We start from the raw sequence: 14521 nt of genomic DNA on the forward strand, positions 1-14521 counted from the left end.
GCGGGGGTCGCGCAGCGTGAGGGGCGGCCCCCCGAAGCGCCGCGCGCCCCCCACTTAGAATCACTGTGGACCCACCCCCGACCGCCGGAGAGACGAGCCTTGCGAGCGACCGAGCAGCAGCCCCGGACCGGAACCACGGCGGTGAACCGATGAGCACGTACCGTGAGCGCGCGTACCGCAGCGGTTCCGCGCGATCCTCCAGCAGCTCCACCCTTCTGAGCACCGTGGGACGGCGCGAGCGGCGTTCGCACCTCACCGCTCCGCGCGTGCCGACCGTCGGCATCGACATCGGCGGCACCAAGGTGATGGCCGGCGTCGTCGACGCGGACGGCAACATCCTGGAGAAGCTGCGCACCGAGACCCCTGACAAGAGCAAGAGCCCGAAGGTCGTCGAGGACACCATCACCGAGCTCGTCCTGGACCTGTCGGAGCGCCACGATGTGCACGCCGTCGGCATCGGCGCGGCCGGCTGGGTCGACGCCGACCGCTCCCGGGTGCTCTTCGCCCCGCACCTGGCCTGGCGGGACGAGCCGCTCAAGGACCGCCTCACCGAGCGCCTGCGCGTCCCGGTCATGGTGGACAACGACGCCAATACCGCCGCCTGGGCCGAATGGCGCTTCGGCGCGGGCCGCGGCGACAGCGACCTGGTCATGATCACGCTCGGCACCGGCATCGGCGGCGCGATCCTGGAGGACGGCCACGTCAAGCGCGGCCGCTACGGGGTGGCGGGCGAGTTCGGCCACATGCAGGTGGTGCCGGGCGGGCACCGCTGCGCCTGCGGCAACCGCGGCTGCTGGGAGCAGTACAGCTCGGGCAACGCCCTGGTGCGCGAGGCCCGCGAACTGGCGGCGGCGGACTCGCCGGTCGCGCACGGGATCATCGACCGGGTCGGCGGCCAGGTGCGGGAGATCACCGGTCCACTCATCACGGAGCTCGCCCGTGAGGGTGACGCGATGTGCGTCGAGCTCTTCCAGGAGATCGGCCAGTGGCTGGGTGTCGGCATCGCCAATCTCGCCGCTGCCCTGGACCCTTCCTGCTTCGTCATCGGCGGCGGCGTCAGCGCGGCCGACGATCTGCTCATCGCCCCCGCCCGCGACGCGTTCCGGCGGCACCTGACCGGGCGTGGCTACCGCCCCGAAGCGCGTATCGTCAAGGCGCAACTCGGCCCCGAGGCCGGGATGGTCGGCGCCGCGGACCTGGCACGGCTGGTGGCCCGTCGCTTCCGGCGGGCCAATCGCCGCCGGGTCGAGCGGTACGAGCGCTACGCGAAGGTTGTCGGCAAGTGAGTAGTCCCCCTCAGAGGAAGCCGTCCCGCTGGGTGCAGTGGACGGTCGTCCCGCTGCTGGTCCTCGTGCCCGTCTTCTACGTGATCATCTCCGCGGAGCAGAGCCGCGACGGAGGCGAGCAGAAGCAGAAGCTGGCCGCGGCCACCACCCTCACCTACACGTGGCCCACCAAGGTGCAGCGCCGCATCTATGAGATGCCGATCCCGCCGCGATCGCGCCCCGTGGCGTTCCTGGAGACCAACGACTGGGCGGCCAGCTCGCTCTATGTGCAGTTCACCACCAGCCAGGGCGGCCTCGACACGTTCCTCGCCCAGGTGGGGAGCAGCCGCGCCGCGCTCAAGGACGGCGAGGTCACGGTGAGCCGCAAGCAGGCGAGCACCGTGCGCTGGGCCTTCGGCTCCGGGCAGCACTGGGCCGGTGTGCGGGTCCAGCAGCACGGCGACAAGCCCGACCACGACATCACGGTCGACCTGACGAGCCCGGACACGCCCGTCGTCTACGTCGTCTCCACCATGGACTTCGCCTGACGCGTGGGCCGTGGCCGGAAAAGGCCGGGCGGGGGGCGGTGGCACCGCTCGGCCGTTCGCTCGATAGCGTGACAATTGTGAGCGACGAGCAGACCCCGCAGACCCTCCAGTACCGCTTCGACGGCCCCGAGGACGCCCCGGTCCTTGTCCTCGGCCCCTCACTCGGCACCACTTGGCACATGTGGGACCGGCAGGTGCCCGAGCTGACGCGCCAGTGGCGCGTCCTGCGGTACGACCTGCCGGGACACGGCGGCGCCCCCGCCCAGCCGTCGGTGTCGACCGCCGAACTCGCCGACCGGCTGCTGCGCACCCTGGACCAGGCCGGGATCGAGCGCTTCGGCTACGCCGGCTGCTCCTTCGGCGGCGCCGTCGGCACCCAGCTCGCGCTGCGCGCCCCGCACCGTGTGGCCTCCCTGGCGCTGATCTCCTCGGCCGCCCGCTACGGCACCCCCGACGCCTGGCGGCAGCGCGGTGTGATCGTCCGCGCCAACGGGCTGGACCAGATCGCCCAGAGCGCCCCGGAGCGCTGGTTCGCCGACACGTTCCGCGGCGCGCAGACGGCCATCGTCGACTGGGCCGTGCAGATGGTGCGCAGTACCGACCCCGAGTGCTACGTCGCCGCCTGCGAGGCGCTCGCCTCCCATGACGTCCGTGCCGACCTGGACCGGATCGCCGTCCCTGCGCTCGTGCTGAACGGCGCCGAGGACCCCGTCACGCCCCCCGCGGACGCCCGGGCGCTCGTGGCCGGGATAACCGACGCGCGGCTCGCGGTCGTCCCCGGCGCCTCGCACCTGGTGCCGGTCGAGCAGCCCGGCGCGGTCACCGAGCTGCTGGTCCGCCACTTCGAGTCCGCCTGGGCCGAGCCGGCGGCCGGCTACACCATGGCCCCCGCCACGCCGACCGGGCCTGTCGCACCCGTGGCCCAGGCGCCGGCCCCGGCCGCCCCCGTCTCCGGCGGTGCACCGCAGGGCGCCGCGGGCGCCTACGGCGACGGCGACCGCATCCGCCGCGAGGTGCTGGGCGACGCCCACGTCGACCGGGCCGCCGAGCAGGCCGACGGCTTCGGCGTCGACTTCGAGGACTTCGTCACCCGCTACGCCTGGGGCGAGGTCTGGAACCGCCCCGGACTCGACCGCCGCACCCGCAGCGTGGTCAGCCTGACCGCGCTGGTCGCCGGCGGCCACCTCGACGACCTCGCCAGCCACATCCGGGCGGCGCTGCGCAACGGTCTGAGCCCCGCGGAGATCGAGGAAGTGCTGCTGCAGACCGCCGTGCACTGCGGCGTCCCGGCCGCGGGCGCCGCCTTCACGGTGGCGCGACAGGTGATCCGGGAGGAGACTCGCCCGGGGGAGTGAGACCGCGCGCGGCGCCCCGAACCCCATCACCTCCCGCACCAGGACGGGGCGCCCGGCCTCGGCCATGATGGCCATGCAAAGGATCACCGCCGCGGAGGAGAGTCATGAAACTGACGAAGAAGGGCCACGCCTGCGTCCGGCTGGAGAAGGACGGGCGGGCGCTCGTCATCGACCCCGGCGGCTTCACCGAGCCGGGGGCCGCGGCCGGGGCGGAGGCGGTCCTCGTCACCCACGAGCACGCCGACCACTTCAGCGAGGAGCAACTGCGCGCCGCACTGGAGGCCGATCCGGGATGCGAGATCTGGACGCTCAAGAGCGTCGCCGACCAGGTCTCCGCCGCATTCCCCGGCCGGGTGCACACCGTCGGCGAGGGTGACACTTTCAGCGCCGCGGGCTTCGACATCGAGGTGCACGGGCAGCTCCACGCGGTGATCCACCCGGACATCCCGCGGATCACCAACGTCGGCTTCCTGCTGGACGGCACCGTCTTCCACCCCGGTGACGCGCTCACCGTCCCGAGCCGTTCCGTCGAGACCGTGCTGCTGCCGGTGCACGCCCCGTGGAACAAGGTCTCCGAGGTGATCGACTACCTGCGCGAGCTCAAGCCGGCCCGGGCCCTCGACGTGCACGACGCGCTGCTGAGCGACCTGGGCAGCACCCTCTACGACCGCCTGCTCGGCCCCGGCGGCCCGGGTGTGGCCGGTGCCGAGCACGGCCGGCTGGCTCCCGGGGACAGCGTCGAGCTGGGCTGACGCCCGGCGCGGCGGCGGGCGGGACCGGTTGTCGGAGGCGGACGGTAGATTCGGTGCCATGCGCATCGCCACCTGGAACGTCAACTCCATCACCGCCCGCCTGCCGCGGCTGCTCGCCTGGCTGGAGCAGAACAGCCCGGACGTGCTGTGCGTCCAGGAGACCAAGTGCGCCGAGGCCCAGTTCCCCTTCGACGAGCTGCGCGCCCTCGGCTACGAGACCGCCGTCAACGCCACCGGCCGGTGGAACGGGGTGGCATTGCTCTCCCGTGTCGGCCTGGCGGACGTCGTCGTCGGCCTGCCCGGCGGTCCGCTGTACGAGGACGCCGAGGAGCCCCGCGCGGTCTCGGCCACCTGCGGCGCGGTCCGCGTCTGGTCGGTCTACGTGCCCAACGGCCGCGAGGTCGGCCACGAGCACTACGCCTACAAGCTGCGCTGGTTCGAGGCGCTGCGCAGCGCCGTCGCCGAGGACGCGGCGGGCGAGCGCCCCTTCGCCGTCCTCGGGGACTACAACGTGGCGCCCACCGACGAGGACGTCTGGGACCCCGCGGTCTTCGAGGGGATGACGCACGTCACCCCGGCCGAGCGGGAGGCGCTGGCGAGCCTGCGCGAGGCGGGCCTGAGCGACGTGGTGCCCCGCCCGCTCAAGTACGACCGCCCCTACACCTACTGGGACTACCGCCAGTTGGCCTTCCCCAAGAACCGCGGCATGCGCATCGACCTGGTCTACGCGAACCAGCCCTTCACCAAGGCCGTCAGCGACGCCTACGTCGACCGCGAGGAGCGCAAGGGCAAGGGCGCCTCCGACCACGCCCCCGTGGTCGTCGACCTCGACGTCTGAGGGCTGCGGGGCATCCCCACCGCGAAGCGGCCGCCGTGGCGGCGCTGGAACTCCACCCAGCCGCCGGGCAGCCCCGGCGGGCACGGCAGGTGCAGGGTGACCGGGGCGGCCACCTCGCGCAGGTCCACCACCGGCGCCTCGTCCGGCAGTCCCGCCAGGACGGCGGCCAGTTCCGGGTCGGCACCCTGCCGGGCCTCGCCGGCCGGGGTGCCGCGCAGGTCGGGCCGGTAGGAGACGACGTGGGAGGCCTCGGCCAGCCGTTCCAGCACGCCGGCGTCGTCCGAGGGGCCGCGGCCGTCCGTGCCCTGCGCGCCCGTGCGCTCCAGGGCGGCCAGTCCCGCGCGCGCGAGCGCGGTCACCCAGGAGACCAGGGACGGCGCGACATAGGCCCAGGTCTCCTGGAACACCCCGGTCGCGGCGAACACGCGCCCCCAGGCACCGGTGACCGCGTCCACGTCGACGAAGAGCGTGTCCTGGCCCGCCTCGTGCAGCAGATGCGCCGAGCCCGGCGGCCCCACCGCCCAGCCGCCCGCGGTCAGTCCCTGTTCCGGCGCGAAGCGGTACTCCTCCCGCCCGCCGATCCTGACGGCCCGGACCCGGCCCACCAGGCGGCGTGCCTCCGGCGGCAGCGGCACGCCCCAGCCGTCGATCTCGCGCTCGCCGGCACCGGGGGTGAGCCGCACCGCTCCCGGCGCGCGTTCCGCCAGTTCCTCGAGCAGGCGCCAGGCGCGGTCGGCCGTCCGCAGTGCGGCCTCCCGTTCATCGGACATCCCGTGCCCTTTCTCGCACCGGGTTTTTCACGCTACGTATTGTGCGGCAACGGAACGTGTGCGGTGTGCTGTTGCCGTCCTCCGGCGGCCCCCGACGGATCCCGCCCGCACCGCGGTCGTGGAAGCGGGACGCGGCCCCTCCGGGCCGGGCGCGGTGCCGCGGGAATCACCCGACCGGAGTCGGATGCGGGCCATCCGGCGGATCGCTCCCCGGGGGGTGACACGCGTTCGAGGAGCGCTCGACACAGACTGTGCACGAGACTTTGATGAAGGCGTACTCCATCACCGCCCGGGTTTTCGCGCAGACGGCATACGCTGACCTGCATGGAGATCTCGTTCCTCGACAAGTGGCGCAAAAGGTACGGCGAGGTCGTGGGCACGGCCCTGACGGGGCCGGTCGTGGACGATCCCGAGGGCGTGGGTGAACTGCTGGCCGAATGCGAGCTGCTGCGGGCCCGTGCCGAGTCCGAGGGGGTCGTGCTCGACGACACCCCCAGGTCGCTGGAGAGCGTCGACCAGTTGCAGCCGCGCTGGCGCGACGATCCCGACGAGCTCACCTGGCTCGGCAACGACGCCGGGCTCTACCTCGGTACGGTCATCGTGCGCACGGTGCCGGGTGCCGCCTGGCAGATTTGGCCCAACGGCAGGCCCGTGGTGCTGCTCGCGTCCGGACGCGAACTGGATGTCGTCGAGGCGGGCCACGAGTGGGCCGAGGGCGGTACCCCGGAGCTGTCGCAGGTGTACGCGGAGGCCTCGGAGCCGTAGGCCCGCCGGTCCGGGACGTCAGATGACGCGTTCCGCCTCGCCGAGCATGGCCTCGAAGAAGCGCTCGAAGCCGTGGAGGACCGAGCCCGGCGGGGTGGCGGAGAGCCGGTAGACCATCGAGCCGCGCGCGTCGCCGGGCCGTCCGATGACGGAGACGAAGGTGAGGCCGTCGAGCCGGACCAGCCGCCACACGGGCGTGGTCCGGTACCGGTAGACCTCCAGGCGAATCGTTCCTTCTTCGGCGAGCGCGGCCAGCATGTCCTCCGCGAACCGCAGGCTCGACACGAAGAACCGCGCGGTCTCGCCGACCTCCTCCGCGATCCGCGCCACCGCCGGGCTCTCCGGGTGGAGCAGCAGCAGCCGCAGTCGCGGGACACCGGTACGGTCGCGGCTCGTCAGGGGGCCGCGCAGCAGTGAGTCGCCGAGCGCGACCAGCCCCAGGGCCCGGACACCCACCACGTCCACCGACTCCGCGCCCCCGGCCGCCTCGCGGATCTCGGCCGCCGCCTCGGACTTGGTCAGGGCCACGGCCGCGACCCGCGGATGGTCCGTCAGATCCCGTGTGCCGTAACCGGCGAAGCGCCGCGGGGCGAGCCCCAGGAGCATCCGTGCCTGGTCCGGCATCCGCAGCCCCTGCGCGATCCGCTCGAAGACGTCGAGCCGCACGACCGAACGGCGCCCGCGCACGATCTCGTTGACACGGCCCTGCAGCAGCCCGGTCGCGGCGGCGATCCGCGACTGGCTGGCACCCCCGTACTGCTGGGCGAAACGGAGGATCGCCCCGGCGTCACGGGCGCGCAGCGCCTCTTGGATCTCGTCGCGCTCCCACGCCCAGGAGGGTATCCCGACCCCGTCGCCGGAACCCGGTTCCGACATCCGCGCCTCCCGTCCACGCCGCGGCGGAACCGGCGTTACCAGCGGGTATGTCGTGGTGAGAATAGCGCGGGGGTATCGCGTGCACAGAGGCTTCACGGGAATGCTCGGCGCCAGCCACGAGACCTGTGAGGTGGACACATGCGGGAGAACCCGGCCCCGAGACCGCCCGTCCTGAGCCTCGCCGCCGCCCGCGGCCCGGACGCGCCGGCCGCCGCTTCCCCGGACCGCGTGAACACCCGGGAACGGCGCGCCGCACCGCCCGGCGCGCCGCGGGCCTGGGCGCCCCTCGGCGAGGTCTTCGTCCCGTGCGACGAGCTTGCGGCGGCCCATGCACGGCGCCTGCTCTCGGCGGCCCTCGACACCTGGGGGCTCGGCCATCTGCTGGAGACCGGCGAGGCCGTCCTGGCGGAACTGGTCGGCAACGCCGTACGGCACGCCGGGGGCCGCCACGTGGGCATCACGTTGTGGCGGAGGCTCTCCCTGGTCCATCTGTCGGTGCGCGACGGCTCGCGTGTGCTGCCGTGTCTGAGGCTCACCGGGCCGCCTCCCACCTGCCCGGAGGACGGCAGCGGACTGCAGGCGGTCTCCTCCCTCAGCTTCCGCTGGGGCACCGAGCTTCTCCCGGCCGGCAAGCGTGTCTGGGCCGAGATCGCTGTCTGACGGGGCGTCGGGAGGTGCATGATGAGGGCATGGACTCCCTGCAGCAGATGCCCAACATCGGAGCTGTACTGGCGGAGCGCCTCCGCCGTGTCGGCGTGACGGACGCCGACGAGCTCCGGCGCCTCGGGGCGGGACGTGCCTTCGCGATGATCCGCGGGGACCTTCCCGAGGACGCCCGCAGCCACACCCTGTTCGCCCTGGAGGGCGCGATCCGCGGCACCCGCTGGACCGCCATCCCCAAGCCCGAGCGGGACGCGCTCGCCGGAAAGGTCCTGGGGGAGGGGCACGCCGACGCCGCCGCGGGGAGCCAGTAGCGCCCAGTACGACGCCGCCCCCGGTGTGCGGCGGACCGGCCGCGGACCGCGCGCGGGGCGCCGCACGAGGCGGACGGCGCTCGGTGCACTTCCCGCACAGTCATTGACTTTCGCCTCGTCCCGCGTCGAGTCTGAACCGTCAGCGTTGACAGGGGGAGGGCCCGATGGCTGTCGGACGTGCGTCGATCCTGGGTGTCGCGGCGGCCGCCGCCGCACTCGTCCTCACGGCCGGGAGCGCGGTGCCCGCCGCCGCGCACGGGGGTGCCGGACACGGTGGCGGTCACGGGACGGGGCACGGGCACGGCCACCGCGCCGCCTATGTCGCGCTCGGCGACTCCTACACCTCCGGGCCGCTGATCCCCACTCAGGTGGATATCAACTGTGCCCGTTCCAATCGCAATTACCCCTCACTGGTGGCCGCGCGGCTGCGTGGCGCGGACCTCACCGACGTGAGCTGCGGCGGTGCGACCACCGCCGAGATGTGGAAGGCGCAGGGCACCAATCCGCCGCAGCTGGACGCCCTGTCCCGCCGGACGTCCCTGGTGACGCTTCAGATCGGCGGCAACGACGTCGGTTTCGGGAGCATCATCCGGACCTGCGCCGGGGCCGCGCTCAGTGATCCCACCGGCAATCCCTGTCAGCGGTTCTACTCCTCCGGCGGCAGCGACCAGTTGCGCGCGGCGATCGACGCCACCGCGCCGAAGATCGACGCGGTGCTGGGCGCCGTCCACCGCCGCGCCCCGCACGCCCGTGTCGTGGTGGTCGGCTATCCGGCCCTGCTCCCCGACAGCGGTGTCGGCTGCCGGCCGGCGGTGCCCTTCGCGGACGGGGACTTCGCCTACCTGCGCGACACCGAGAAGCGTCTGAACGCGATGCTCGCCCGCCGCGCGAAGGCCGCCCACGCGACCTACGTGGACACCTACACCCCGACGGTCGGGCACGACATGTGCACCGCCCCCGGTGTGCGCTGGATCGAGCCGCTCACCCCCGCCGCACCGGCCGCCCCCGCCCACCCCAACGCGCTCGGCGAGCAGGCGATGGCGGCCGCGGTCCTGGCCCGTCTGCACGTCCACCGGTGAGGCGGTCCGCTCCCGCGGCCGGGCCGTCCGTCACCTGATCATTCCGTGGCGGCGGCGGCCGCCGCGGGCGCGGCCTCCGGGCGGGCGACGGGCGTGGTGGCGGCCCTGGTGACGTCCGAGACGATCTCCACGACGTCCGGTCCGTACGCCTGCGAGTTGACGACCTTCAGCAGCAGGCAGAACGTCCCGTTGACGCCGTACTTGCGGGTGAGCCGGCCGTAGTGGCGCGCCAGGTAGCGCACCGCCGCCTGGTTGGTGACCGCGCGCTGGCCCGAGGCCAGGAAGACCGGGCGGCTGTTGCCGGTGTTCTCGTCGGCGGCGAGCCTGGCCAGCAGGACGTACTCGGTGGTGCCCTTGTCCATGCGGTAGGTCTCGCCGCCCACCGTCAGCGCGCCCTGGTCGGGGCCGTTCTTCTCCTTGGCGACCTCCACACCGGGCAGCATCGACCGCAGGTGGGCCGCCATGCGGTGATTGGAGACCGGGCCGCCGATGCAGAACTCGGTGCGTGCGCCGAAGCCCTGCCAGGCGGTGTCGTGCGGCAGGATCTCGGCGTTGGCGCGGCACTCCTTGATGAGTGCGGAGAGCTCGATGAGCGCGAAGACGTCGTGACGCGCCACGCTCCACTCGCGCGCGCCCGGGTCGCGGTTGACCACCAGCAGGCACTCGGAACCGGCGGGCAGGCCGAAGAAGCGCTGCTTGCGGCGGAGCCTGCGGCGCCACACATAAGTGCGCACGAACCATCCCAGTGCGGCGCTCAGGCCGCTCGCGGCCAGACCCAGCACGATATTGCGCACGTCGTCGCTCATGGCCCGGGATGGTAGTTGAGGTGTTCCTGACGAGGAACCCGGGGTCGGGTTACGCTGCCTGAACGGTCGCCCTAGTGGAGGTCCACGTATGCGTCGTCACGCCGCACGGATCCTGTCGCTGCTCACCGTCACCGCCACCGCGGCCCTGTCGGTCGCGGCGGCCCCGCCCGGCGGCCCGGCGGCCCATCACGGACCACCGGACAAGGCGCCGCTCGCCGTCGGCTACGGCGGCGCCGTCTCCAGCGTCGACGCCGACGCCTCGGCCGCCGGCATCGAGGTCCTGCGCCGCGGCGGCAACGCCGTGGACGCCGCGGTCGCCACCGCGGCCGCGCTGGGCGTCACGGAGCCGTACTCCTCCGGCATCGGGGGCGGCGGCTACTTCGTCTACTACAGCCCCAGGGACCACAAGGTCCACACGATCGACGGCCGGGAGACCGCGCCCCGCAGCGCCACCGACCGGCTCTTCGTCGAGAACGGGCAGCCGCTGCCCTTCGACGCCGCCGTCACCAGCGGCCTCAGCGTCGGCGTCCCCGGCACGTCCGCCACCTGGGACACCGCGCTCGACGCCTGGGGCACCCGGAGCCTCGGCGAGATGCTCGAACCCGCGGAGCGGCTCGCGCGCACCGGATTCACCGTCGACGCCACCTTCCGCAGCCAGACCGAGGGCAACCTCGCCCGCTTCAAGGACTTCCCCGCCACCGCCGCCCTCTTCCTGCCCGGCGGACAGCTGCCCGCCGTCGGCTCCACCCTCAAGAACCCGGATCTCGCGCGCACCTACGAGGAGTTGGGCCGCAAGGGCGTCGCGGCCCTCTACGACGGCGAGATCGGCACCGACATCGTCAACACCGTCCGCAAGCCCCCCGTCGACCCCGCCGCCACCCGCGTCGTACGGCCCGGGGACCTCACGGCGCGCGACCTGGCGGCGTACCGGGCGAAGGTGCAGAAGCCGACCCGGGTCGCGTACCGCGGACGGGACGTGTACGGGATCGCGCCCTCCTCGTCCGGCGGCACGACGGTCGGCGAGGCGCTCAACATCCTCGAGCGCACCGGAAGCCTGTCGCGGCTGTCGGACGCCCAGTACCTGCACCGCTTCCTGGAGGCGAGCCGCATCTCGTTCGCCGACCGGGGGCGCTGGGTCGGTGACCCCGCCTTCGAGAAGGTCCCCACCGCCGGGCTGCTGTCGCAGCGGTTCGCCGACTCGCGCGCCTGCCTGATCAAGGACGACGCGACGCTGACCAGCCCGCTCGCACCCGCCGACCCCGCGCACCCTGCGGCCTGCGGCGCGGGCGGCACGGCCGCCCCCACCACCTACGAGGGCGAGAACACCACGCACCTGACGGTCGCCGACAAGTGGGGCGGCGTCGTGGCGTACACGCTCACCATCGAGCAGACCGGCGGCAGCGGCATCACCGTGCCCGGCCGCGGCTTCCTGCTCAACAACGAGCTGACCGACTTCTCGTTCGTGCCGGCGAACCCCGCTGTCCACGACCCCAATCTGCCCGGTCCCGGCAAGCGGCCGCGCTCCTCCATCTCGCCGACGATCGTGCTGAAGGACGGCAAGGTCGACTTCGCGCTCGGCTCACCGGGCGGTGCCACGATCATCACCACCGTCCTGCAGGTGCTGACCGAGCACGTCGACCGCGGCCTGCCGCTCGTCGACGCCATCGCCGCCCCGCGCGCGAGTCAGCGCAACACCGCCACCACGCAGGCGGAGGCGGCGTTCCTGGCCGGTCCCGCGGCGGCGCAGCTGAAGGCGCTCGGCCAGAACCTGGTGGAGGGCGCCGAGATCGGCGCGGCCACCGGTGTCCAGCGGCTGCCGGACGGCCGCTGGCTGGCCGCGGCCGAGCCGGTGCGCCGCGGCGGCGGGTCCGCGATGGTGGTCCGGAGCGACGGCCGCTGAGCGGGCGGTGACGGCACGTGCCGCGGCTCCCGCCGTGAGCGCGGCGGGGCAGCGCCGCACCGGTCGCGGCCCCGCCGGAGCGGGCCGGCCCCGCCGCTGAGGGGGTGGACCGGCCTCGGTCCCGCGCCGCGACGCGGCGGCCGCACTGCGCCGAGCGGGTCTGTCCGGTCGCGAAATCCGATCGGCTTCGTTGAGTAAAGGCGCCGGTATTGCCACAGTGGGCAGTGGGCCCTACGTTCTTCCCACCGCCGGATCTACGTGCGTAGACCAGCCCGCCGGTCCGGTGTTGCACCGCGTCAAAGGAGCTGTCATGCCCAATGTCGTACGAGCGGCGCTGGTTCAGGCGACGTGGACCGGCGACACCGAGTCGATGATCGTCAAGCACGAGGCGCACGCTCGTGCGGCCGCCGCCCAGGGCGCCAAGGTGATCGGGTTCCAGGAGGTGTTCAACGCTCCCTACTTCTGCCAGGTGCAGGAGGCCGAGAACTACCGCTGGGCCGAGCCCGTGCCGGACGGTCCGACCGTGCGGCGCATGCAGGCGCTGGCCGAGGAACTGGGCCTGGTCATGGTGGTCCCCGTCTACGAGATCGAGCAGGACGGGTTCTACTACAACACCGCGGCGGTGATCGACGCCGACGGCTCGTACCTCGGCAAGTACCGCAAGCACCACATCCCGCAGGTCAAGGGCTTCTGGGAGAAGTTCTACTTCAAGCCCGGCAATCTCGGCTGGCCCGTCTTCGACACCGCGGTCGGCAAGGTCGGCGTCTACATCTGCTACGACCGGCACTTCCCCGAGGGCTGGCGCGCCCTCGGCCTGGCGGGCGCCCAGCTCGTCTACAACCCCTCGGCCACCCATCGCGGCCTGTCGGCCTACCTCTGGAAACTGGAGCAGCCGGCCGCCGCCGTCGCCAACGAGTACTTCATCGCGGCCATCAACCGCGTCGGCCAGGAACCGGAGTACGGCGACAACGACTTCTACGGCACTTCGTACTTCGTCGACCCGCGCGGCCAGTTCGTCGGCGAGCCCGCCTCCGGCAAGGAGGAGGAACTCGTCGTCCGTGACCTGGACTTCGACCTGATCCCCGAGGTGCGCCAGCAGTGGGCCTTCTACCGGGACCGCCGCCCGGACGCCTACGGCACCCTCACGGAGGCGTGATCGTTGATATGACCATGACCGAACGTTCGCAGCAGCACGCCGCGCTCCACGCCCGCCACAAGGCCGTCATGCCCCAGTGGCTGACGACCTACTATGCCGACCCGATCGAGATCACCCACGGCGAGGGCCGCCACGTCTGGGACGCCGAGGGCCGGCAGTACCTGGACTTCTTCGGCGGCATCCTCACCACCATGACCGCCCACGCCCTGCCGGAGGTCACCGCGGCCGTCCGCGACCAGGCCGGGCGGATGCTGCACTCCTCGACGCTCTACCTGAGCACCCAGGCCGTCGAACTCGCCGAGCGCATCGCAGCCCTCTCCGGCATCCCCGACGCCCGGGTCTTCTTCACCACCTCCGGCACGGAGGCGAACGACACGGCGCTCCTGCTGGCCACCACCCTGCGCGGGTCCAACCAGATCCTGGCCCTGCGCAACAGCTACCACGGCCGCTCGTTCTCGGCGATCGGCATCACCGGCAACACCGCGTGGTCGCCGACCAGCCTGTCGCCGCTCCAGACGCTGTACGTGCACGGCGGCGTGCGCACCCGCGGCCCGTACGCGCACCTGTCGGACGCGGAGTTCATCGGCGCCTGCGTCGAGGACCTGGAGGACGTGCTCGGCCAGGCCAACGGCCGGGTCGCCGCCCTGATCGCCGAACCCGTCCAGGGCGTCGGCGGCTTCACCTCCGGCCCGGACGGGCTGCTGGCCGCCTTCAAGCAGGTGCTCGACCGGCACGGCATCCTCTGGATCAGCGACGAGGTGCAGACCGGCTGGGGCCGCACGGGCGACCACTTCTGGGGCTGGCAGGCGCACGAGGGCTCCGGCCCGCCGGACATCCTCACCTTCGCCAAGGGCGTCGGCAACGGCCTGTCCATGGGCGGTGTCGTCGCCCGCGCCGACGTGATGGACTGCCTCACCGCCAACTCCATCTCCACCTTCGGCGGCAGCCCCATCACCACCGCCGGCGCGCTCGCGAACCTCCAGTACCTCCTCGACCACGACCTCCAAGGCAACGCCCGGCGTGTCGGCGGGCTGCTGAAGTCCCGTCTGGAGGCCATCTCCGCCGGGCTGCCGGTCGTCCGCGAGGTCCGCGGCCGCGGACTGATGCTCGGCGTCGAACTCGCCGACGCCGCCGCCGTAGGCGTCGTCATGGAGGCGGCCCGCGAGGGCGGTCTGCTGATCGGCAAGGGAGGCCGCGCCGGTGACGCGCTGCGGATCGCACCGCCGCTGTCGCTGACCGTCGCCGAGGCCGAGGAGGGCGCGTCCATCCTGGAGGCGGCGCTGAAGCAGGCGCAGAGCGAAGTGGGCGGCGGAGCGGCCTGACGCTCCGTCCGTTCCCCGGTCCGGGCGGCGCGCCGCCGCCCGGACCGCTTCCATCGGCCCGATCCGCGCCTGATGTGACGCCGCTTCATCTCCACGCGTCAGGGCGCGGAAGCCG

15 protein-coding genes are annotated in these 14521 nt (G+C 73.1%); 12 read left to right on the top strand and 3 right to left on the bottom strand.

Annotated elements, in window-relative coordinates; all coding sequences use genetic code 11:
* Positions 1-149: 149 nt before the first annotated feature.
* The 5 genes from ACIP64_RS32125 to ACIP64_RS32145 all read left to right on the top strand — a co-directional run bounded on the left by ACIP64_RS32125 (position 150) and on the right by ACIP64_RS32145 (position 4758).
* Positions 150-1286 carry an ROK family glucokinase gene (locus ACIP64_RS32125; RefSeq protein WP_360908943.1) on the top strand — a complete coding sequence of 379 codons (1137 nt, stop codon included), beginning with the start codon at positions 150-152 and terminating at the stop codon, positions 1284-1286.
* A complete protein-coding gene (locus ACIP64_RS32130; protein ID WP_401593597.1) occupies positions 1283-1813 on the top strand; it encodes a hypothetical protein in 531 nt (176 codons plus the stop codon). The genes ACIP64_RS32125 and ACIP64_RS32130 overlap by 4 nt, the downstream gene beginning before the upstream one ends.
* Before the next feature lie 77 nt (positions 1814-1890).
* On the top strand, positions 1891-3168 hold the full coding sequence (locus ACIP64_RS32135) for an alpha/beta fold hydrolase (protein ID WP_401593600.1): 1278 nt from the start codon (positions 1891-1893) through the stop codon (positions 3166-3168).
* 104 nt (positions 3169-3272) lie between these two features.
* Positions 3273-3920 carry an MBL fold metallo-hydrolase gene (locus ACIP64_RS32140; protein WP_401593603.1) on the top strand — a complete coding sequence of 216 codons (648 nt, stop codon included), beginning with the start codon at positions 3273-3275 and terminating at the stop codon, positions 3918-3920.
* A 58-nt stretch (positions 3921-3978) separates the two neighbouring features.
* On the top strand, positions 3979-4758 hold the full coding sequence (locus ACIP64_RS32145) for an exodeoxyribonuclease III (RefSeq protein WP_401593606.1): 780 nt from the start codon (positions 3979-3981) through the stop codon (positions 4756-4758).
* Here the strand turns inward: ACIP64_RS32145 and ACIP64_RS32150 are convergent.
* Positions 4683-5528, bottom strand: a complete 846-nt coding sequence (locus tag ACIP64_RS32150; RefSeq protein WP_401593608.1) for a hypothetical protein — start codon at positions 5526-5528, stop codon at positions 4683-4685. The two genes, ACIP64_RS32145 and ACIP64_RS32150, sit on opposite strands and share 76 nt — an antisense overlap.
* 324 nt (positions 5529-5852) lie before the next feature.
* Here ACIP64_RS32150 and ACIP64_RS32155 point away from each other — a divergent pair, with 324 nt between their 5' ends.
* On the top strand, positions 5853-6293 hold the full coding sequence (locus ACIP64_RS32155; protein WP_401593611.1) for a DUF6278 family protein: 441 nt from the start codon (positions 5853-5855) through the stop codon (positions 6291-6293).
* A gap of 18 nt (positions 6294-6311) precedes the next feature.
* Here the strand turns inward: ACIP64_RS32155 and ACIP64_RS32160 are convergent, their stop codons facing one another.
* Positions 6312-7169 carry an XRE family transcriptional regulator gene (locus ACIP64_RS32160; protein ID WP_401593614.1) on the bottom strand — a complete coding sequence of 286 codons (858 nt, stop codon included), beginning with the start codon at positions 7167-7169 and terminating at the stop codon, positions 6312-6314.
* A 138-nt stretch (positions 7170-7307) separates the two neighbouring features.
* Between ACIP64_RS32160 and ACIP64_RS32165 the strand changes: the two genes are divergently transcribed.
* From ACIP64_RS32165 to ACIP64_RS32175, 3 genes are all read left to right on the top strand, one after another.
* Positions 7308-7829, top strand: coding sequence for an ATP-binding protein (locus tag ACIP64_RS32165; RefSeq protein ID WP_401593616.1), 522 nt, complete (start codon positions 7308-7310; stop codon positions 7827-7829).
* Between the two features lie 29 nt (positions 7830-7858).
* Complete coding sequence (locus ACIP64_RS32170) at positions 7859-8143, top strand: TfoX/Sxy family DNA transformation protein (protein WP_401593619.1); 285 nt, start codon at positions 7859-7861, stop codon at positions 8141-8143.
* Positions 8144-8307: 164 nt separating this feature from the next.
* On the top strand, positions 8308-9222 hold the full coding sequence (locus tag ACIP64_RS32175; RefSeq protein WP_401593621.1) for an SGNH/GDSL hydrolase family protein: 915 nt from the start codon (positions 8308-8310) through the stop codon (positions 9220-9222).
* A gap of 38 nt (positions 9223-9260) precedes the next feature.
* Here ACIP64_RS32175 and ACIP64_RS32180 read toward each other — a convergent pair whose 3' ends face one another.
* A complete protein-coding gene (locus tag ACIP64_RS32180) occupies positions 9261-10028 on the bottom strand; it encodes a hypothetical protein (protein WP_401593623.1) in 768 nt (255 codons plus the stop codon).
* A gap of 88 nt (positions 10029-10116) precedes the next feature.
* Here ACIP64_RS32180 and ggt point away from each other — a divergent pair, with 88 nt between their 5' ends.
* The 3 genes from ggt to ACIP64_RS32195 all read left to right on the top strand — a co-directional run bounded on the left by ggt (position 10117) and on the right by ACIP64_RS32195 (position 14406).
* Positions 10117-11928, top strand: a complete 1812-nt coding sequence (ggt, locus tag ACIP64_RS32185; protein ID WP_401593626.1) for a gamma-glutamyltransferase — start codon at positions 10117-10119, stop codon at positions 11926-11928.
* Positions 11929-12238: 310 nt separating this feature from the next.
* The gene (locus ACIP64_RS32190; protein WP_401593628.1) at positions 12239-13084 is read left to right on the top strand and encodes a nitrilase-related carbon-nitrogen hydrolase; all 846 of its coding nucleotides are present in this window, start codon (positions 12239-12241) and stop codon (positions 13082-13084) included.
* Positions 13085-13098: 14 nt separating this feature from the next.
* Positions 13099-14406 carry an aspartate aminotransferase family protein gene (locus ACIP64_RS32195; protein ID WP_401593631.1) on the top strand — a complete coding sequence of 436 codons (1308 nt, stop codon included), beginning with the start codon at positions 13099-13101 and terminating at the stop codon, positions 14404-14406.
* The last annotated feature ends 115 nt before the right edge of the window (positions 14407-14521 follow it).

Origin of the sequence: Streptomyces sp. NPDC088733 (genome assembly GCF_044751185.1) — a bacterium.
GTDB lineage: Bacteria > Actinomycetota > Actinomycetes > Streptomycetales > Streptomycetaceae > Actinacidiphila.

Coding starts and splice junctions, on each gene's coding strand:
- ACIP64_RS32140 (WP_401593603.1), top strand. CDS start 3,273: ATGAAACTGACGAAGAAGGGCCACGCCTGCGTCCGGCTGGAGAAGGAC.
- ACIP64_RS32160 (WP_401593614.1), bottom strand. CDS start 7,169: ATGTCGGAACCGGGTTCCGGCGACGGGGTCGGGATACCCTCCTGGGCG.
- ACIP64_RS32190 (WP_401593628.1), top strand. CDS start 12,239: ATGCCCAATGTCGTACGAGCGGCGCTGGTTCAGGCGACGTGGACCGGC.
- ACIP64_RS32125 (WP_360908943.1), top strand. CDS start 150: ATGAGCACGTACCGTGAGCGCGCGTACCGCAGCGGTTCCGCGCGATCC.
- ACIP64_RS32180 (WP_401593623.1), bottom strand. CDS start 10,028: ATGAGCGACGACGTGCGCAATATCGTGCTGGGTCTGGCCGCGAGCGGC.
- ACIP64_RS32165 (WP_401593616.1), top strand. CDS start 7,308: ATGCGGGAGAACCCGGCCCCGAGACCGCCCGTCCTGAGCCTCGCCGCC.
- ACIP64_RS32175 (WP_401593621.1), top strand. CDS start 8,308: ATGGCTGTCGGACGTGCGTCGATCCTGGGTGTCGCGGCGGCCGCCGCC.
- ACIP64_RS32150 (WP_401593608.1), bottom strand. CDS start 5,528: ATGTCCGATGAACGGGAGGCCGCACTGCGGACGGCCGACCGCGCCTGG.
- ACIP64_RS32145 (WP_401593606.1), top strand. CDS start 3,979: ATGCGCATCGCCACCTGGAACGTCAACTCCATCACCGCCCGCCTGCCG.
- ACIP64_RS32155 (WP_401593611.1), top strand. CDS start 5,853: ATGGAGATCTCGTTCCTCGACAAGTGGCGCAAAAGGTACGGCGAGGTC.
- ACIP64_RS32170 (WP_401593619.1), top strand. CDS start 7,859: ATGGACTCCCTGCAGCAGATGCCCAACATCGGAGCTGTACTGGCGGAG.
- ggt (WP_401593626.1), top strand. CDS start 10,117: ATGCGTCGTCACGCCGCACGGATCCTGTCGCTGCTCACCGTCACCGCC.
- ACIP64_RS32195 (WP_401593631.1), top strand. CDS start 13,099: ATGACCGAACGTTCGCAGCAGCACGCCGCGCTCCACGCCCGCCACAAG.